Source organism: Streptomyces melanosporofaciens (assembly GCF_900105695.1).
Lineage (GTDB): Bacteria > Actinomycetota > Actinomycetes > Streptomycetales > Streptomycetaceae > Streptomyces > Streptomyces antimycoticus.
Genome location: NZ_FNST01000002.1, coordinates 7878731 through 7897487, shown reverse-complemented (window position 1 = coordinate 7897487; position 18757 = coordinate 7878731). Strand labels below are relative to the sequence as shown.

18 protein-coding genes are annotated in these 18757 nt (G+C 71.6%); 7 read left to right on the top strand and 11 right to left on the bottom strand.

The window, feature by feature from the left end:
• Nucleotides 1–49: 49 nt before the first annotated feature.
• Nucleotides 50–247, bottom strand: a complete 198-nt coding sequence (locus BLV72_RS36255) for a hypothetical protein (protein ID WP_143059831.1) — start codon at nt 245–247, stop codon at nt 50–52.
• 192 nt (nt 248–439) lie between these two features.
• On the opposite strand from BLV72_RS36255, the gene BLV72_RS36250 reads away from it, so the two are divergent.
• Nucleotides 440–2341 (top strand): glycoside hydrolase family 97 protein, encoded by a 1902-nt coding sequence (locus BLV72_RS36250; RefSeq protein WP_093467708.1) that lies wholly within the window; start codon nt 440–442, stop codon nt 2339–2341.
• A gap of 7 nt (nt 2342–2348) precedes the next feature.
• On the opposite strand, the gene BLV72_RS36245 is transcribed toward BLV72_RS36250, so the two are convergent.
• The 6 genes from BLV72_RS36245 to BLV72_RS36220 form a co-directional block, all read right to left on the bottom strand.
• The gene (locus BLV72_RS36245; protein ID WP_093467706.1) at nt 2349–2750 is read right to left on the bottom strand and encodes a hypothetical protein; all 402 of its coding nucleotides are present in this window, start codon (nt 2748–2750) and stop codon (nt 2349–2351) included.
• A gap of 166 nt (nt 2751–2916) precedes the next feature.
• On the bottom strand, nt 2917–3534 hold the full coding sequence (locus BLV72_RS36240) for a hypothetical protein (protein ID WP_093467705.1): 618 nt from the start codon (nt 3532–3534) through the stop codon (nt 2917–2919).
• A gap of 42 nt (nt 3535–3576) precedes the next feature.
• Nucleotides 3577–4614, bottom strand: coding sequence for a PHP domain-containing protein (locus BLV72_RS36235; protein WP_093467703.1), 1038 nt, complete (start codon nt 4612–4614; stop codon nt 3577–3579).
• 49 nt (nt 4615–4663) lie between these two features.
• Nucleotides 4664–7009: a glycoside hydrolase family 65 protein gene (locus tag BLV72_RS36230; protein ID WP_093467702.1), complete on the bottom strand. Its 2346-nt coding sequence runs from the start codon at nt 7007–7009 to the stop codon at nt 4664–4666.
• Nucleotides 7006–7749, bottom strand: coding sequence for an HAD family hydrolase (locus BLV72_RS36225; protein WP_093467700.1), 744 nt, complete (start codon nt 7747–7749; stop codon nt 7006–7008). Before BLV72_RS36225 ends, BLV72_RS36230 begins: the two co-directional genes overlap by 4 nt.
• An 87-nt stretch (nt 7750–7836) precedes the next feature.
• On the bottom strand, nt 7837–8736 hold the full coding sequence (locus BLV72_RS36220; RefSeq protein ID WP_093467699.1) for a Gfo/Idh/MocA family protein: 900 nt from the start codon (nt 8734–8736) through the stop codon (nt 7837–7839).
• A gap of 214 nt (nt 8737–8950) precedes the next feature.
• On the opposite strand from BLV72_RS36220, the gene BLV72_RS36215 reads away from it, so the two are divergent.
• From BLV72_RS36215 to BLV72_RS46850, 4 genes are all read left to right on the top strand, one after another.
• Complete coding sequence (locus BLV72_RS36215; protein WP_093467697.1) at nt 8951–10201, top strand: YVTN family beta-propeller repeat protein; 1251 nt, start codon at nt 8951–8953, stop codon at nt 10199–10201.
• A 93-nt stretch (nt 10202–10294) separates the two neighbouring features.
• Nucleotides 10295–10798, top strand: coding sequence for a MarR family winged helix-turn-helix transcriptional regulator (locus tag BLV72_RS36210; protein ID WP_093467696.1), 504 nt, complete (start codon nt 10295–10297; stop codon nt 10796–10798).
• A gap of 72 nt (nt 10799–10870) precedes the next feature.
• Nucleotides 10871–12142, top strand: coding sequence for an MFS transporter (locus BLV72_RS36205; protein ID WP_093467694.1), 1272 nt, complete (start codon nt 10871–10873; stop codon nt 12140–12142).
• Nucleotides 12143–12242: 100 nt separating this feature from the next.
• Entirely contained in the window at nt 12243–12497 is a 255-nt protein-coding gene (locus BLV72_RS46850; protein WP_143059830.1) for a hypothetical protein, read from the top strand.
• Between the two features lie 42 nt (nt 12498–12539).
• Here BLV72_RS46850 and BLV72_RS36195 read toward each other — a convergent pair whose 3' ends face one another.
• The 3 genes from BLV72_RS36195 to BLV72_RS36185 form a co-directional block, all read right to left on the bottom strand.
• Complete coding sequence (locus BLV72_RS36195) at nt 12540–12917, bottom strand: hypothetical protein (RefSeq protein ID WP_059146634.1); 378 nt, start codon at nt 12915–12917, stop codon at nt 12540–12542.
• A 2-nt stretch (nt 12918–12919) separates the two neighbouring features.
• Complete coding sequence (locus BLV72_RS36190; RefSeq protein ID WP_014057435.1) at nt 12920–13159, bottom strand: hypothetical protein; 240 nt, start codon at nt 13157–13159, stop codon at nt 12920–12922.
• Nucleotides 13160–13248: 89 nt separating this feature from the next.
• The gene (locus BLV72_RS36185; RefSeq protein ID WP_093467693.1) at nt 13249–14217 is read right to left on the bottom strand and encodes a carbon-nitrogen hydrolase family protein; all 969 of its coding nucleotides are present in this window, start codon (nt 14215–14217) and stop codon (nt 13249–13251) included.
• A gap of 243 nt (nt 14218–14460) precedes the next feature.
• Here BLV72_RS36185 and manD point away from each other — a divergent pair, with 243 nt between their 5' ends.
• Both manD and BLV72_RS36175 read left to right on the top strand, forming a co-directional pair.
• Nucleotides 14461–15702 carry a D-mannonate dehydratase ManD gene (gene manD, locus BLV72_RS36180; protein WP_093470746.1) on the top strand — a complete coding sequence of 414 codons (1242 nt, stop codon included), beginning with the start codon at nt 14461–14463 and terminating at the stop codon, nt 15700–15702.
• Nucleotides 15703–15744: 42 nt separating this feature from the next.
• The gene (locus BLV72_RS36175) at nt 15745–16728 is read left to right on the top strand and encodes an aldo/keto reductase (RefSeq protein WP_093467691.1); all 984 of its coding nucleotides are present in this window, start codon (nt 15745–15747) and stop codon (nt 16726–16728) included.
• A 16-nt stretch (nt 16729–16744) separates the two neighbouring features.
• Here the strand turns inward: BLV72_RS36175 and BLV72_RS36170 are convergent, their stop codons facing one another.
• A complete protein-coding gene (locus tag BLV72_RS36170; RefSeq protein ID WP_093467690.1) occupies nt 16745–18685 on the bottom strand; it encodes a cellulase family glycosylhydrolase in 1941 nt (646 codons plus the stop codon).
• Nucleotides 18686–18757: the final 72 nt, after the last annotated feature.

Sequence of the window (18757 nt, the reverse complement as noted above, 5' to 3'; positions counted from 1 at the left end):
CCCAGGGGAGTTGGGCACCGGGGGCGGGCGGCCGGGGCGCCCCGTGTGCTCACTCCCTGGGCGCTCCGCAGCGCGCACAGCGGGCGAAGGGCGCGGTGTCCTGGATCGCGCCGCAGTCGGCGCAGACCCGATCCAGCCAGCAGGCGGACTCCCCGCCCTCGGGCTCGGCGGGCGCCGGGTCCGGGTCCGCCGCCTCCCCGTTCACCGTTTCCCGGTCCGGGTCGCCGGGTCGAGCCGTGCCGCTCATCGTGTGCGCCTCCCTGTCCGGACCGTACACGGGTCCATCCTCCGACCCTCCACCCGTGACTCCGTCCCGGGAAGCGGCCCCGCCATAGATCCGATCTCTCAGACGCCAACGACCCTTGACGGGGCGTAATGGCGCCCGCCCCCTCCCCAGTTATCGGATGACTCGGTAACGTATCCGCCTCGGGAGGCAACAATGCCGAGATCTTACCGACGCTCCGCTGTGGCATTTCTGCTCTGCGGCGTCCTGGCCATGACGCTCTTCATCACCGGGCCCGCGCAGGCGAAGGACTCCGCCTGGACCGTGCGCGGCCCCTCACCCCACTCCGGTCCCCTCGCGCAGCTACGACTCGACGGAGCCTCCGGAGCGCTGACGCTCCACGTGTCCCGGGGCGGACGGACGGTGGTCGAGCCCTCGCCCGTGGGCATCGTCACCGAACGGGCGGATCTGTCGCACGGGCTGCGCTATCTGGGGCGCCACGACCGCACCGTCGTGGAGCGCTACCGCTCGACGGTCGGCAAGGAGCGCTCGCGCACGGCGCGGATGACCGAGACCCGCTTCCGGTTCCGGGGCAGCGCAAGCGCCCGGCTGGACCTCGTGGTGCGGGTCTCGGACGACGGGGTCGCCTATCGCTATGTCCTGCCCTCCGGCAGCGGCGATGTCCTCGGCGAGACCTCGGCCTTCACCTTGCCCGCGGACGCGGCCGCGTGGCTGGGCGACTACCGCAAGGACAACGAGAACCTGTTCAAGGAGTACACCGCGGCGACCGCGCCCACCGGTGAGTACATGTCCCAGGCGCTCTTCGAGACGGCGGGCGGCTACGCCCTGATCGCCGAGTCGGATCTCAGCGGCCGCTACTCCGCCGCCCGGCTGATCCATCAGCAGGGGCAGCCCACGTACCGCATCGGGCTCTGGGACCAGCGGGTCGCGTCCGACGGACCGCTCAGCACACCCTGGCGCGCGATGATCGTGGGCGATCTGGCGACCGTCACCCAGTCCACCTTCACCGACGATCTGGCACCCGCGTCGCGGGTCGCCGACACCTCGTGGATCCGGCCCGGGCCCGCGCTGTGGACCTGGCTCGCGGGCGGCAAGCCGGCCGGGCAGAGCCTGTCGATGCAGAAGGGGTACGTGGACTACGCGACCCAGCGCGGCTGGCCGTATGTGGTGGTGGACGCGGGCTGGTACTTCGACCCCGACCAGTGGGATGTCACCGATCCCGACTGGCCGCGGAACAGCTGGCTTCCGCAGCTCGTGGACTACGCGCGCGAGCGCCATGTGGGCATCCAGGTCTGGATCCACCACCGCGACCTCGACACCGCCGAGGAGCGTGAGCTGTGGCTGCCCACGCTGGAGAAGTGGGGGGTGAAGGGCGTGAAGATCGACTTCATGGACTCCGAGGCCCAGGAGACGCTGCGCTGGTACGACGAGATCCTCAAGGCCACCGCGGACCACCATCTGCTCGTCAACTTCCACGGCTCGACGATCCCCAAGGGCATCCAGCGCACCTGGCCGCAGGTGATGTCGATGGAGGGGGTGAACGGCGAGGAGAAGCGGACCAACACCCCGCAGCATCTGGCGACACTGCCCTTCACCCGCAATGTCATCGGCTCCATGGACTTCACCCCCGGGGCCTTCCACCGGGCCGAGCGCCCCAACGCGGGTTCGGACGCGGGGGAAGTCGGCCTGTCGGTGCTCTACGAGTCGGGTATCCAGAACCTGGCGGGCACCCCGGAGTCCTATGACGCCCGTCCGCTCGCCCGCCGCTTCCTGGAGCAGATCCCCGCCAGCTGGGACCGCACCCGGCTGCTCACCGGGCGGCCCGGTGAGAGCGCGGTGCTCGCCCGCGCCAGCGGCTCGCGGTGGTTCATCGGCGGTACGTTCACCGGCCCCGAGCACACCGCCGAGGTGCCGCTGCGGCTGGAGCCGGGCCGCTGGCTCGTCGATCTGCTCCTGGACGGCCCGGACGGTCTGGTCCGCACGCCCACGGTGGTGCGCGGCGGCCAGACGCTGTCCGTGCCGGTGACGGCGGACGGCGGGTTCGCCGCCATCGCCTGCCGCTGGCGGCCGGGCCTGTCGACCTGCGACCGCCCCTGACCATCCCTCACTCGGACACCCCGTCCAGGACGCCCGTCCAGATCCCGATCGCCGGGACACAGACGCCGGCCGCGAAGACCCGTGCGGCGGCGACGGCACGGGCGTAGGGGGCGGGGTGGCCGCCGGTCCAGCCTCGGGAGAGGGCCGGCAGCCGGTCGGCCTTCTGCCGTGTCGGGTTCTTCTCCTGCTGATGGGTGAGGAAGGCGGACAGCCGGTCCGCCGACTCCGCGTCCGTGACCGCCTCGGCGTCCGCCCGCATCTCCATCAGCGTGACCAGGACCCGGCCGGCCCGGCTGTTGGCGTAGAAGCCGCAGGTCAGGGTGAGGACGAAGACGGCGATCGAGGTGAGAGTCTGCGCCGGGCTCTCCACGGGGGTAACGGCGAGGGCCGTCATCCCGTCGAAGGACACGGCGACCCTCCCCGCCGCCGGCGCATGACGCAGATGGCGCCGTCGCATCGGATCGCCGTGGCGCAGATGCGAGATCTCGTGCCGGAGCAGGACCGCACCGACGGGCTTCTGAGCAGGGTGCGCCGGCTGCGCGGGATGGCGACATGGACGGTGGGCCTGCGGATGTTCAGGGTGAACGCGTGGTACAGGAAGGTGCCCGCGACCGCCCAGAGCGCGGCGACCAGGATGATCGCTTGACCAGGACACGATCCCCGTCGAACGGCAGGGAGATCCGGTCCTGCAGTACGGCGAAGGCCAGTCCGCCCGCGGCGCCGACGGCCCAGACGGACTTGCGGCGCCGCAGCCTCGTCCCCCAGTTCTCCATCCGGCCCAGCCGTCCCGGGGACGGCTGGGGGACGTGGACCACCTTCAGGTCGGCCGCCGGGGACCAGCTGGAGACCGCGTCCAGCCGGGCGGTGTCCAGTCCGGCGGAGTGGAAGGTGTCCCGGACGCGCACCCCGCCCTTCGCCGACCAGTCGACCGGGTGCGGCGCCTCCTCGGCCTCACGACCGCTGAGGGAGTCGGCCCGCCACTCGTTGACGAGGGGCAGCAGGAAGACGATGAGGAGGACGAGGACGGCCAGGAACGCGGTGGCGCCGACCGCAGCCGGCACGGACAGCCGATTGTCCCCTGTGGTCAGCACGCTCGCCCCGGTGGCGGGCGCCGCGCACAGCGGCCCGATGAGCACGGTCCAGCAGGTTGGCTCGGCCCGGCGCAGCCGGCGGACCGAGGACGCGGCGGTCATGGCCGGCCGGGCCCGGCGGGGTCCGTGCCGTCGTCGGGGCCGTCAGCTCGCGCGGCGCGGGGGCCGGCGCGTGCGGGTCCACTCCACCAGCTGCCGCGACGTCCAGGTGGTGATGACGCGCTCCGCGGGCACCCCGCATTGCGCGGCCCGGGCGCATCCGTTGCGCTGCCAGTCGAGCTGGCCGGGCGCGTGGGCGTCGGTGTCGATGGAGAAGAAGGTCCCCGCCCGGACGGCCTCGCGCAGCAGCCTGCGCGGTGGATCCAGCCGCTCCGGACGGCAGTTGATCTCCACGGCGGTGCCCGCCTCCGCGCAGGCGCCGAAGACCTCCTCATGGTCGAAGGCGGACTCGGGGCGCTTTCCGCCGAGCAGCCGTCCGGTGCAGTGGCCCAGCACATCGACCAGCGGATCGCTGACGGCGGTGACCATCCGGCGGGTCATGGGGCGGGCGTCCATCCGCAGCTTGGAGTGGACCGAGGCCACCACCACATCCAGCCGGTCCAGCAGCTCCGGCTCCTGGTCCAGGGAGCCGTCGGGGAGGATGTCCACCTCGATCCCGGTGAGCAGCTCAAAGGGGGCCAGCTTCGCGCGCAGCTCCGCCACCACGTCCAGCTGGGCGCGCAGCCGCTCCGCCGAGAGGCCGCGGGCCACCGTCAGCCGCGGGGAATGGTCGGTGAGCACCGCCCATGCGTGCCCCAGCCGCGCCGCCGTACGGGCCATCAGCTCGATCGGGGAACCGCCGTCGGACCAGTCGGAGTGCATATGGCAGTCCCCGCGCAGCGCCGCGCACAGCTTCGCCGCGTCCTCGTCGGGCTCGGACTCGGTTTCGGCGGACTCGGCCTCCAGGTTCGCCAGATACCCGGGCACCTGGCCCTTCATCGCCTCCTTGACCACCTGGGACGTCTTCGGCCCGAACCCCTTGAGCGACCGGAGGGTGCCGTTCGTGACACGCCGCTCGACCTCCTGGGGGTCCAGACCGGCGAGCACCGCCTGGGCCGTGCGGAAGGCACGCACCCGGTAGGTCGGCGCCTGGGCGCGCTCCAGAAGGAACGCGATCCGGTCCAGGGCCTCCAGGGGGTCCATCACGCGCTCCTCGCTGTATCCGGCGTCCGCGCTGTGTGGCGTCCGCGTCTCAGGCGCGGCGGTTCGGGCGTCGGCCGGGGGGCTGGTGGGGTTCGGGACGTGCCGTCAGCTCGGCGATGTCGCAGGTCTGGGGGGTCTTTTCGGAGACGGTGATGGGCCGGCCGTAGTGCCGGATCTCCATGGGGGCGCCCTCGGTCAGGGAGTAGGTGACACTGCGGCGGGTGATCTCCACGCGCAGCCTGCGGCCCAGCACCTGCATGGTGAAGGCGAGCCGGGCCAGCTTCTCGGGCAGCTTGGGCGAGAACTCCAGCCTGCCGTCGCGGTGCCGCATCCCGCCGAACCCGGCGACCAGGGCGATCCAGGTGCCGGCGAGCGAGGCGATGTGCAGACCGTCGCGGGTGTTGTGCTCCAGGTCCTTCAGGTCCATCAGGGCCGCCTCGCCCAAGTAGTCGTAGGCGAGCCGCAGATGGCCGACCTCGGCGGCCATGACGGCCTGGGTGCACGCGGACAGGGAGGAGTCCCGGACCGTGAGCCGTTCGTAGTAGTCGAAGTTGCGTGCCTTCTGCTCCTCGGTGAAGCACTCGCCGCGCAGATACATCGCCAGCACCAGGTCGGCCTGTTTGACGACCTGTTTGCGGTACATGTCGAAGTAGGGGAAGTTGAGCATCAGCGGGTACTGGTCGGCGCGGGTGCCCTGGAAGTCCCACTCCTGGTGGCCGGTGAAGTCCGCGGACTGCTCGTGGACGCCCAGGGTCTTGTTGTACGGGACCGACATGGACTCGGCCGCGTCCCGCCAGGCGGCGGCCTCCTCGTCGTCGACGCCCAGTTCGGAGCCCTTGTCCGGGTGGCGTTCGATGATGTCCGCGGCGGCCCGCAGGTTCGACTGGGCCATGAGGTTGGTGTAGACGTTGTCGTCGGCGATGGCGCTGTACTCGTCGGGGCCGGTCACCCCGTCGATATGAAAGCGGCCGTGGTGGTCGTGGTGACCCAGGGAGCGCCACAGCCGGGCCGTCTCCACCAGCAGTTCCACGCCGGTCTCGCGCTCGAACTCCTCGTCGCCAGTGGCTGCCACATAGCGCACCACCGCGTCCGCCACGTCGGCGTTGACGTGGAAGGCCGCGGTGCCGGCCGGCCAGTAGCCGGAGCATTCGGAGCCTTCAATGGTGCGCCAGGGGAAGGTGGCGCCCTCGTGGCCCAGCTGCTGGGCCCGCTCACGGGCGGCGGGCAGGATGGACTGGCGCCAGCGCAGCGCCTCGGCCACGGACTCGGGGAAGGTGTAGGTGAGCAGGGGCAGGACGAAGGTGTCGGTGTCCCAGAAGGTGTGGCCGTCGTAGCCGGAGCCGGTGAGGCCCTTGGCGGGGATGGCCCGTTCCTCGGCACGGGCGCCGGCCTGCAGGACGTGGAAGAGCGCGAAGCGCACGGCCTGCTGGATCTCGGCGTCGCCCTCGACCTCCACATCGGCGCGCGACCAGAAGTCCTCCAGCCATGCGCGCTGCTGGTCCACCAGGCCGCGCCAGCCGGTGCTGGCGGCCCCGGCGAGCGCGGCCTCGACCTGGTCCCGTACGGCGGGCAGCGAGCGGGCGCCCGACCAGCCGTAGGCCACCAGCTTCTCCAGCCGCAGGACCTGGCCCGGCTCCAGCACCGAGGTGACGGTCAGGCGGGCGACGTCGTCGCCGCTCTCGCCGGCGTGGCGGGTGGGCGGCGGCCCGGTGATGAGGTGGTCGGCGGCGACCGCGACCCGCAGGTCGCTGTCCTCGGTGCAGTGGATCAGCCGCAGCCGCTTGTCGTTGGCGGCGTTCTCCTCGGGGTTCAGCGGGGACTCCAGTGCCTCGGCCACCCGGGGGTCCCCGGCGCGCTCGGGAAGCTGCTCGTTGGCGACCAGCTCGGACTGGACGACGACGCGGATCTGGGCGTCGACGGCCTCCACCTCGTAGGCGACGGCGGCGATGGCCCGCTGGGTGAGGGAGACCAGCCGGGTGGAGCGGACCCGCACACTGGTGCCGGAGGGCGAGGTCCATTCGCAGGTGCGGTGCAGCACCCCGGCGCGCAGGTCGAGCACGCGCTCATGGGAGCGCAGCCGTCCGTAGCGCAGATCGAAGGGCTCGTCGTCCACCAACAGCCGGATGATCTTGCCGTTGGTGACGTTGATCATGGTCTGGCCGGCCTCGGGATAGCCGAATCCGGCCTCGGCGTAGGGCAGCGGACGCCGTTCGTAGACGCCGTTGAGATAGGTGCCGGGAAGGCCGTGGGGCTCCCCCTCGTCGAGATTGGCGCGCCAGCCGATATGGCCGTTGGAGAGCGCGAAGACCGATTCGCTCTGGGGCAGCAGATCGAGCCGGAGATCGATCTCCCGCAGCACCCAGGGGTCGACGACATATGAGGAATCGGTGATCACGAGTCGTCCTCCAGCAGCTCGGCGAGATCCTTGACCACGATGCCCGCGCCGTGGGCGCGCAGCGCGTCGGCCTGACCCACCCGGTCCACGCCGACGACACAGCCGAAGTGCCCCGAGCGCCCGGCCTCCATGCCCGCCAGTGCGTCCTCGAAGACGGCGGCCGCCTCGGGCGCGGTGTCCAGCTCCCGTCCGGCCTCCAGGAAGGTGTCGGGGTGCGGTTTGCCGGGCAGCTTGCGCTCGGCCGCGACCACACCGTCGATCCGCACCTCGAAGAGGTCCTCGATACCGGCGGCGATCAGCACATCGCGGCAGTTGGCGCTGGAGGAGACGACCGCGATCCGCAGGCCCTCGGCGCGCGCGGCCTCCACGAAGCGCACCGAGCCCGGGTACGCCTCGACTCCCTCCTCGCGGATCTTCTCCAGGACCAGGATGTTCTTGCGGTTGCCCAGGCCGTGCACGGTGTCCGCGTCGGGCGGATCGTCCGGCCCGCCCTCGGGGAGATCGATGTCCCGGGAGGCCAGGAAGGTGCGCACCCCGTCGGCGCGCGGGCGGCCGTCCACGTACTCGTCGTAGTCACGGGCCGAGTCGAAGGGACGGAAGGAGGGGCCGTCGCGCCGCCGCAGGAACTCGTCGAACATCTGTTTCCACGCCGCCGCGTGCACCACGGCGGTCCTGGTCAGCACGCCGTCGAGGTCGAACAGGCAGGCCCGGATGGAATCGGGCAGGCTGAGCTTGGTCATGGCCCCGATTCCCCGGGAACGCCGGAATATGCGGGGCGCGACGGCGGGACCGGGATCTTCAGCCACTCAGCGCATCGCCACCCCCGCTCAGCGCGGTACGACGGTGCGCCCCTCGCGGCGGGAGCGGTCGGCGGCCTCCAGGACGGCGACGACCTCGCGGCCGAACCGGACGTCGCAGGGGTCGGCCGCGCCCCCATTGCGGGCACCGCTCAGCAGCCGGTCGACGGCCGAGCCGAAGGCCGCCACCGCGGTGGTCCCGGCGTCGGGGACCTCGGCTATCCCCCGCTCCCCGTAGAAGTCGCAGGAGAAGCCCTGGGCGGCGGGCCGGGCGTCCAGGGTGAGCGCGAGCGTGCCGATGGCGCCGGACTGGTGGCGCAGCAGCACATGCGCGGCGCCGCGCGGCCCCTCCAGGGCGGTGACCTCGGCCACCGGGCCGAGGACCGGGAGCAGGACAGACAGGGAGTGCGGGCCGACGTCCCACAGTCCGCCGCGCTCCCGCCGCCAGTGGGATCCGCCGTAGTGGCCGCCGGGCTGGAAGATCGAGGCGAAGGCGGTGGCACGGCCGCCGTCCCAGCCACCGGCCGCCGCGGCCTCCTGGAGGAAGGTCTCGACGGGCGCCGCGAAGCGGTTGGTGAAGAACACCACCGAGGCCAGGGCGCGCTCGTCCACGGCGCGCACGATCCGGTCGGCCTCCTCGGTGCCGAAGGCCAGCGGCTTGTCCAGGAGCAGATGGCGCCCGGCCAGCGCGGCCCGCTCGGCGAGGTCGCTTTGGATGTCCGGCGGGAGGGCGATGGCCACGGCGTCCACGTCGGCGATCAGCGCGTCGGCGTCCGCATGGGCGCGGGTGCCCCAGCGGTCCGCCAGCGCCTGTGCCTTCGCCGGGTCGCGGCCCCAGATCCCGGCCAGTTCGGCCACCGGATGCGCGGCGAGCGCCGCCGCGTGGGTCTCGGCCGCCCAGTGTCCGGTGCCCAGCAGTCCGAACCGCACTGTCCGTCCCCCTCCAGCGAAGTTCCGGGGCCTTCCCCGGAGTCGGCCGCGATCCTACGCCCGTGCGGCCCACCCGCTTCGGCCGAGGGCGGTACGCCCCTCCCCCGCTTGGCCGCGGGCGGATGCCGGTGGGCGGGGCCGGTGCCAGGGTGAGGCCATGGCCGGCCACGGTGCGGGTGACGGCCGAAGCCCACCCTCACCGCTGGAGGAACCCGTGGCCCGTGGCTCGTCCCGCTCCCACTCCCGCGCGCTCCGGCGGCGCGCCACGTTCCGGGCGGCGGCGGTCCTGCTGCTGTGCGGGGCCGCGGTACCGTCCTGCGCCTCCACCAGTGAGCACCGGCCCGACCGGGCGAAGTCGGCGTCGGCGCGGCAGAGCGCGCTGGAGGCGGCCGCCGCGGCGAAGGCCGCGGCGAAGAAGAAGGCCGCGTCGGCCCGGCTGCTGCCGGGGATGCCGCCCCCGCTGGACCCCCGTGACCTCTACGCCGCCGACCGGCCGGGGAAGCTGTCCCGGGCGGTGAAGGACTTTCCGTCGCGGGTGTACGTCCCCAATACGCTCTCGGACACGGTGAGCGTCATCGACCCGAAGAAGTTCAAGGTCGTCCGCACCATCCAGGTGGGCCATCAGCCGCAGCACGTGGTGCCCTCGTGGGATCTGAAGACGCTGTGGGTCAACAACGACCTGGGCAACACGCTCACCCCCATCGACCCCGCCAGCGGCCGGGTCGGCCGCCCGGTGGACGTCCACGACCCGTACAACCTCTACTTCACCCCGGACGGCAAGTACGCCGTGGTGATGGCCTCCATGGACCGGGCGCTGGTCTTCCGGGACGCGCACACCATGAAGGTGGTCAAGTCGGTGCCGGCGAACTGCTACGGCGTCAACCACGCCGACTTCTCGCCGGACGGGCGCTACTTCATCGTCTCGTGCGAGTTCTCCGGTGAGCTGCTGAAGGTGGACACGGCGAAGAAGAAGGTGGTCGCCAAGCAGCGGCTGCCGATCGCCGGGGCCATGCCGCAGGACGTCAAGATCTCGCCCAACGGCAAGACGTGGTACATCGCCGACATGGTGGCGAACGGCCTGTGGGTGCTCAACGGCGACACCTTCGGCAAGCCGAAGCTGCTGCCCACCGGAAAGGGCACGCATGGCCTCTACGTGAGCCGCGACTCCCGTTCGATGTACATCTCCAACCGCGGCGAGGGCACCATCTCGGTGCTGTCGTTCAAGACCGGCAAGCTGGTGCAGCGGTGGCGGCTCCCCGGCGGCGGCAGCCCCGACATGGGCGGGGTGTCCAGCGACGGCAAGGTGCTGTGGCTCTCGGGCCGCTACAACGCCGAGGTCTACGCGATCGACACCCGCAACGGCCGACTGCGCGCCCGGATCCCGGTCGGCGGCGGCCCGCACGGGCTCGCGGTCTACCCGCAGCCCGGCCGCTACTCCCTCGGCCACACCGGAATCTTCCGCTGAGGCGGCCTGCCCGCCCGTGCCGTGGGCGGCTGTGAGGCTCTGCACGGCCATCTGCATAGGCTGCCTATATAGAGGCGTGATATAAATATAGATGTGGAATACACACAGCAGTCCGGTCCCCGGGAACCCGACGTCCCCGCGACCCCTGAGCAGGTCGCGGAGGCGCTGGAACAGCTGGCGTTCCTCGCGGTGCGCCATCTGACCAACCGGGACATCAGCTTCACCACGGCCTCGACCCTCGGCCGGCTCAGCCGGGAGGGGCCGTCCCGGCTGACGGCCCTGGCGGCCGACGAGGGTGTCACCCAGCCCTCGATGACCCAGCTGATCCAGCGGCTGGAGCGGCAGGGTCTGGTGACCCGGGTCGACGATCCGCACGACGGGCGGGTGGTGCTGGTGGCGATCACCGACGCCGGTCGGGAGTTGCTCGCCGAGCGGCGCCGCGGCCGTACGAACCGGCTCGCCGAACTGCTGGCCACCCTCTCCCCCGAGGACCAACAGGCACTCGCCACCGCCGTCCACGCCGCCGCCCCCGCCTTCCAGCGGCTGGTCGACAGCGCGGCACGGGCACGGAAGTCCCCGGGGAGTACCGCTTCCTGATCAACCGGCACCCTGCCGCGCCACGGCATTGCCATGTCGTCACGGCTGGGACCCTGAACGACGGAGCATCTTTTGTCCGCTCATCCCAGCGCCCCCAACCCCTTCAAGCAGCCGAAGGCCGTATGGGCGGTCGCCTTCGCCTGCGTGATCTCCTTCATGGGCATCGGCCTCGTGGACCCGATCCTGCCCTCCCTCTCCTCCCAGCTGCATGCCACGCCGAGCCAGGTGTCGCTGCTGTTCACCAGCTATCTGGTGGTGACCGCCGTCGCCATGCTGGTCACCGGATTCGTCTCCAGCCGCATCGGCGCCAAGCGCACCCTGGTGGCCGGTCTGGTGCTCATCGTGCTCTTCAGCGCGGCGGCCGGGGCGTCCGGCAGCATCGACGGGATCGTCGGCTTCCGCGCCGGATGGGGCCTGGGCAACGCCCTGTTCATCGCCACCTCGCTCGCCGTCATCGTCGGCTCGGCCAGCGGTGGCTTCGCGGGCGCGATCATCCTCTACGAGACCGCCCTGGGCATCGGCATCGCGATCGGGCCGCTGCTCGGCGGTGAGCTCGGCGGGATCAGCTGGCGCGGGCCGTTCTTCGGCGTGTCGGCCCTGATGGCCATCGCGCTGATCGCGACCATCGTGCTGGTCCAGCCCACCCCGACCCCGGCGCGCCGGGCCTCGATCGCCGACCCGATCAAGGCGCTGCGCCACCGCGGACTGCTCACCATGGGGCTGACCGCGCTCTGCTACAACTGGGGCTTCTTCACGGTGCTGGGCTATGCGCCGTTCCCGATGGACCTGGGCACCCATGAGCTCGGCTATGTCTTCACCGGCTGGGGTCTGCTCGTCGCCTTCTTCTCGGTCTTCGGCGCCCCGTGGCTGCAGGCGCGGCTGGGCATAGCCCGCTCCCTGTATCTGAACCTGGCGCTGTTCGCGCTCGACATCCTCGTCATCGGCCTGTTCACCGACTCCAGGACGACGCTGATCGTGGCGGTGATCGTGGCCGGCGCCTTCATCGGGATCAACAACACCATCACCACTCAGGCGGTGATGACCGTCGCCCCCGTGGAGCGGCCCGTCGCCTCCGCCTCCTACGGTTTCGTCCGCTTCATCGGCGGCGGTCTGGCCCCGTACGCCGCGGGCAAGATCGCCGAGCACAGCGGGGTGCATCTGCCCTTCTACATCGGGGCCGCGGCGGTCGCTCTGGGCATCGGCGTCCTGGCCACCGGGCATTCGCTGCTCGCCGAGGCCGAGCGCGTCCAGGCGGCGGAGGCGGCCGGACCCACTCCGACCGAGGAGCGGCGGGAGACGCTGGAGAAGCAGGCGCTGGCCGAGGAACTCGGCTCGGCCGGCTGACGCGAGGGACGGCCCCCGCACGCTGCGCGGGACAGGTGTGGACCAATTCGGGGGGCTCCAGTACGGTGCGCACACCATCGTACGGGGGCCCTTCCGAGGGGTGGCATGGCTTCCTTACGGTCCGCCCAGCGCATCGCCGGGCTCCGGTTCGCCGTACCCGCGGCCGTGGCGGTCGCGGGTCTCGCGTTCGCCTGGCCCGCAGCAGAAGTTCAGCGACGGCACTACCCGATGGGCCTGCCGCACCTTCGACAGCAGCAACGACCCCAAGTGGGGCGTGTACGGGGCCGAGAACAGCCGGGTGGTCAACTACATCGACGACCTCAAGGTCGGCACCACACGCGGTGACGTCGACTGACCCCCAAGCCCCCGTCCGAGCCCCCGCCGGTCCGTTGCCCCCTCAGATCCGCCAGGAGCGGATGCGGCCGGCCGCGTCGAACACATCGGCCTTGCTGGAGAGGATGTCGCGGACCAGATCGATCAGCGCCCCGTACGGCGGGTCGATCCCCTCGCCCGAAGCGTGCATATAGGCGACCGCGGTCGCGGCGGCGAACCGCGCGTTGCTCGCCGGGAGCGGTCTGAGCAGCGCGATGGTGTGCAACAGGGCCGCGGCCCGCCACGCCGGGTCGGGGTCGACCCCCAGGCGCGGCGGGTCCACCCGGTGACGGGCGACCGCGGCGACCAGCCCCGAGAAGTCCGAGATGGCCGGCTGTTCCGGCATGACTTCCTCATGGCGCTGCAGCAGCCAGGGGACGTCGATATGCAGCAGCGGGGCCATGGTCAGGCGGCCTGCCCGGGATGGCGGTGCTCATCGTCGGGGAACGCGTCCGCGAAGGCGTCCGCGTTGTCCGCGAAGAACCGCCGGAAGACCTCGGCACCCTCCTGCAGAGCGCGGTGCCGCGCGATGTCGGCCACGGTCGCCTCCCGGACGAGGGCCTTCATCGTCGTACCGCGTTCCTTGGCGATCTGGCGGAGGTCCTCAAGTTCCCGATCGCTGAATTCCACGTTGAGTGCTGACATGCGGGACACCCTACTCACCAGGTACCCCGTCAGCAATCGCCCCAGCTCAGATCATGTTTTTGTAGGTACTTGACAAAGCGTTCCCGCCATTACGGGAGGCTGCGGCCGGGGACCGGTCCGCCCTCGAGTCCCAGCCGGACGAAGGGGTCGCGCACCTCACGGCCCGTCAGGCTCCGGTAGGCGGCGGGGCGGCGGAAGGCGTCCCCCCAGGTCTCCCGGCGCCGGTAGTCGCGCAGCGCGTCGAGGTCGAAGACCGCGGGATAGACCCCCGCGGCCTCGCCCGCCTCGACCACCAGGGTGTCCCGCGACCGCCCATCGGCGAAGGCGATGCCGTCATGGGCGACGGAGTGGCCCCAGCCGGGACCGGCGTAGTTGGCCATGGCCATACCGGTCATGTTCTCCCCCGCGCGGGAGCGGAACTGGGAGAGCCGGTTGATCTCCAGCTCGCAGGCGTTCGGGGTGAGGACGATCTCGGCTCCGGCGAGCATCAGGGCGCGGGCGCTCTCCGGGAACTCGCGGTCGTAACAGATCATCGCCCCGGTCATCACCTCGCCCACCGCCGTGTCCAGGGCGCACACCTCGAACCCCTCCCCCGGGGTCAGCGCGGCCTCGGGCAGGTCGAAGACGCAGGTGTGCACCTTGGCGTAGGTCAGGACCAGACGGCCGTGCCGGTCGATGAGGGACAGGGTGTTGCGCGGCGCTCCGTCCCAACGCTCCAGATAGGTGAGCGCGATGGCCATCTCCAGTTCGGCGGCCAGCTCGCGGAAGCGGGTGACGAAGGGCGAGTCGCGGGTGATCGGCTCGCCCAGCCAGACGGCCCGGGGCCGCGGCGCCGCCGAGGCCTCGTCCCACAGCGACGGATGGCGGTAGCGATCGCCGCGGGCGAAGCCGTCCGGGACGGAGCAGCTGTAGCCGTTGCTCCACATCTCGGGGAAGAGCGCGATGTCGGCGCCCATGGCCCCGGCCCGGCGGCAGGCCGCCTCACCGAGGGCGAGGTTCACGGACAACTCGGGTCCGGGCGGGGCGAGTTGGAGCAGAGCGACGGTGAGGGTGGTCATGGCGGATGCCTCCTTCGATATCTGATGACGTGCGGACGGCGCGAAGGAGGTGTCCGGGCGGGCCCCTGGGGCGAGGCGGGTGTCACAGCGTGCCGCCACACTACCCGCGGGCGTGGGAGTTGACGAGGGGCGGGAGGCGGGCCGCCGCCCCGGATCCCGGCGGCGGGAAGCGGGTAGAGCTGCCCTTACGGCGTGATCGCCGCAAGGGACCGAGCAAGCGGAACAAGGGGAATGGGGTACACGGTGAGGATCGAGTCGGCCGAGGTCGTCATCACCAGTCCGGGGCGCAATTTCGTCACCCTGCGCATCGTCACCGAGGACGGCGTCACGGGTCTGGGGGACGCCACGCTCAATGGCCGTGAGCTGGCCGTCGCCTCGTATCTGCGGGACCACGTGGTGCCGCTGCTGCTCGACCGGGACGCCTCGCGCATCGAGGACACCTGGCAGTATCTGTACCGCGGGGCGTACTGGCGGCGGGGTCCGGTGACCATGGCCGCCATCGCGGCCGTCGACACGGCGCTGTGGGACATCAAGGCCAAGGCCGCCGGGATGCCGCTGTACCAGTTGCTCGGCGGGGCCTCGCGCAGTGGGGCGCTGGCCTATGGACACGCCTCCGGCCGGGACGTCCCCGAGCTGCTCGACTCCATCCGCGCCCATCTGGCGCAGGGCTATCGCGCGATCCGCGTGCAGACCGGCATACCGGGGCTGGCCTCGGTCTACGGGGTGGCCTCCTCCAGCGCGGGCGGCGGGGAGCGCTACGACTACGAACCCGCGCGCCGGGGGTCGGGGTCCCGGGTGCTGCCCGCCGAGGAGAGCTGGGACACCCGGGCCTATCTGCGCCATGTGCCGACGGTGTTCGAGGCGGTACGGCAGGAGTTCGGCCCGGAGCTGCCGCTGCTGCACGACGGCCACCACCGGATGACGCCCATCCAGGCGGCCCGGCTCGGCAAGGCGCTGGAGCCGTACGACCTGTTCTGGTTGGAGGACGCCACGCCCGGCGAGGACCAGGCGGCGCTGCGGCTCATCCGGCAGCACACCACCACCCCGCTGGCCATCGGCGAGGTCTTCAACCACGTCCACGACTACACCACCCTGCTGAGCGAGCGGCTGATCGACTACGTGCGCTCGGCGGTGACCCACACCGGCGGGGTCACCGCCATGCGCAAACTGCTGGACCTGGCCGCGGTCTACGGGATCAAGTCCGGCATCCACGGCCCGACCGACATCTCCCCCGTGGGCATGGCCGCGGCGCTCCACCTGGATCTGGCCATCCACAACTTCGGCATACAGGAGTACATGCCGCACACCGCCGACACCCTGGAGGTCTTCCGCAGCTCCTTCCGCTTCCAGGACGGGCTGCTGCACCCGTCCGACACCCCGGGCCTGGGCGTCGAGCTGGACACCGAGGCCGCCGGACGGTTCCCGTACCAGCCCGCCTATCTGCCGGTGAACCGGCTGGCGGACGGCACGGTGCACGACTGGTGAGCGGGGGTACGGTGAGCGTCGCAGCAGGAGAGAAGAGGGAGCATGGAGCAGCGTGAGTTCGGCCGGCTCGGCCGGAAGGTCTCGGTCGTGGGCCTGGGAACCTGGCAGCTGGGCGCGGACTGGGGCGAGGTCGGCGAGCAGGACGCCCTGGCCGTGCTGGACGCGGCCGTCGAAGCGGGTGTGACGTTCTTCGACACCGCCGATGTGTACGGGGACGGGCGCAGCGAGCAGCTCATCGGGCGGTATCTGCGGGAGCGGCCGGACGCCGGGATCTTCGTGGCGACCAAGATGGGGCGGCGGCTGCCGCAGCTCGAGGAGAACTACACCCTGGACAACTTTCGCGCGTGGACCGACCGGTCGCGGGCCAATCTGGGGGTGGACACCCTGGATCTGGTGCAGCTGCACTGCCCGCCGTCCCCGGTGCACTCCTCGGCGGCGGTCTTCGACGCGCTGGACACGCTGGTGGCGGAGGAGCGTGTGGCGGCGTACGGGGTGAGCGTCGAGACGTGTGCGGAGGCGCTGGCGGCGATCGCGCGGCCTGGCACGGCGAGCGTACAGATCATCCTCAACCCGTTCCGGCTCAAGCCGCTGGAGGAGGTGGTGCCGGCGGCGCGGGAGGCCGGTGTGGGGATCATCGCGCGGGTGCCGCTGGCGTCCGGTCTGCTGTCGGGGAAGTACACGAGGGACACCGTCTTCGCCGAGAACGACCACCGCACCTTCAACCGGCACGGCGAGGCGTTCGACCAGGGCGAGACGTTCTCCGGTGTGGGCTTCGAGGAGGGTCTCGAGGCGGCGGTGGAGTTCGCGGAGCTGGCGCCCGAGGGAGCCACCCCCGCGCAGACCGCGCTGCGGTGGATCGTCCAGCAGCCGGGCGTGACCTCGGTCATCCCGGGGGCGCGTTCGCCCGAGCAGGCTCGGGCGAACGCGGACGCGGCGGGCCTGCCCCCGCTGCCGGACGCCACGCTGGAGGCCGTCGGCGATCTGTACGACCGGCGGCTGCGGGCCCGGGTGCACCCTCGCTGGTGACGGTGGCCCGAGAAGCTCAGAAGCCTGCGTCCGCCGCCCACGCCGTCAGTTCGCGCTGGGCGGCGGCGCGCAGCTCGGCCGAGGGAGCGGCGGTGCCGTCGGCGATCAGCGCGTAGTGCACGGTGCCCGCGTCGGCCGGGGCCGAGAGCACCAGCCGGCGCGCGTCGGTGCCGCCGGGCTCCGCGGCGGTGGCGATGGCGTGGTCGGCGGTGTGGCCGTGCGCGGTGTACGCGGGCGGCCCGGTGACGGTGCCCAGATCGGAGACGACGGTGGTCCGGGCGGGGTCGAAGTCGCGGGGCAGACGCAGTTCGGTGGGCGCTTCGGTGCCGCCGCCGGAGCGCCACACCAGCATGCCGTAGCGGCCGGAGCCGGTCAGCTCGGCCACGTTCGGCAGGCTGCCGGGGATGCGGTTCCAGCTGAGCGTGGTGGAGCCGTCGCGTGAGCGGTCCTCGAAGGTGAAGGCGAGGGTGCGGCCCGCGACGGCGCGCGGATAGAGCCGGTCGAGCAGCCGTGCGTGCTGGCGCAGCCCGGCGTTGCCGGAGTCGTCGAGGCGGACGGCCGAGAGGTCCTCGCCGTTCCAGGCGTCGCCCTCGGTGAGGATCTTGCCGGTGTTGCCGTTCATGGCCTCGTGGTGGCGGCCGCTGTAGATGTCCCACTGCCACTGGGTGGAGGAGAGCACGGCGCCGGAGGCGGCCGGCCGGGTCCACCAGGTGGCGCCGGGGAGCCGGGAGTCCAGGGCCTGGTACATACCCTTGACGACCGTGGGGGCCTTGTCGGAGGTGAAGCCGGTCAGCGGATGGCCGAACTCGCTCATGACGGCCGGAAGGTCCAGTGCGGTGGAGCGGTCGCGCAGGGCGCCGAAGTCGCCCGCGTACTGGCCGTCGGCCGCCTTGCCGGGCATGAAGATGCCGGAGATGGCCTTCTGGTCGTAGTAGTGGGTGTTGAAGACGTAGTCGGGGCCGGGCTTTCCGGCGTCGAGGAGTCCGCCCTCCTGGCGCTGGAAGTCCAGGTTGGAGTTCCAGAACATATTGGGCTCCACGAAGGCGGGCTTGTCCTGCCAGCCCGCGGCGTCCATACGGGCGCGGAACTTCTCATAGAAGGGCCACAGCACGCTCTTCTCCCAGGTGCGGCTGTTCTGGCCGTCGTCGTACGCGCCCGCGTACGGCTCGTTGAGCGGGTCGAAGCCGGCGACGCGGGTGAACTGCTCGTCGGTGAGGTGCCGGGCGAGGTAGGTCATGGTCGTCCCGGCGGTGGCCAGGAAGGCGTCCTGGACACGGACGGTGCCCGCGCCGGTGGTCAGGGCGCGGTTGCGCCAGAAGTCGCGGGTGGCGTTCATGACCGCCTGGTTCTGGGTGATGTTCTGGCCCCAGTGGACACAGATGCCGCAGGACTCCTTGGGGTATCCGCCCGCGTCGATGACCCATTTCGGCGCGCCGTCGCCGCTGTACCAGCTGTCCTTGTCGAAGAGACGGCCGGAGTACAGGTCCTGGTGGAAGTCGGGGAAGACCCGGATTCCGGCGTCGAGGAACGCCTTCATCTGCGCGGTGGCCTTCTCCAGATAGGCGGTGTCCACCTGGCCGGGCTCGGGCTCGGCGTGGGCCCAGGACAGCAGGAAGCGCACCGCGTTGGCTCCGGTCAGGTTCCGCATGGCGGCGGCGGAGGCCCTGGCGTCGGCGGTGGTGGCGAACGGGAGCCCGCCGTTCTCCTCCAGTTTGGTCTCGCCGGACACATTGAAGCCGCGCAGCACGATCTCGCGGCCGTGTCCGTCGGTGAAGCGGGTGCCGTCCACGGTCATCCGGTCCGCCGCCCGCCCGTCGAACCAGGGCGCCTCGGCCGCGGCCGCCGGAGTGCCCGGGGCCGCGACCGCCGTCAGCAACGCAGCGGCCACCCCGAGCAACCGGGTGCGACCCGGTCGGGGGCGGCCGATCCGTATCCCTCGCGTCTCATGAGTCGGCATGGACCTACCGTCCAGTAGATCTGAGGGATCGTCAACTAGTCACGCGAGGAGCGCAGTTCGACCCCTCGGTGA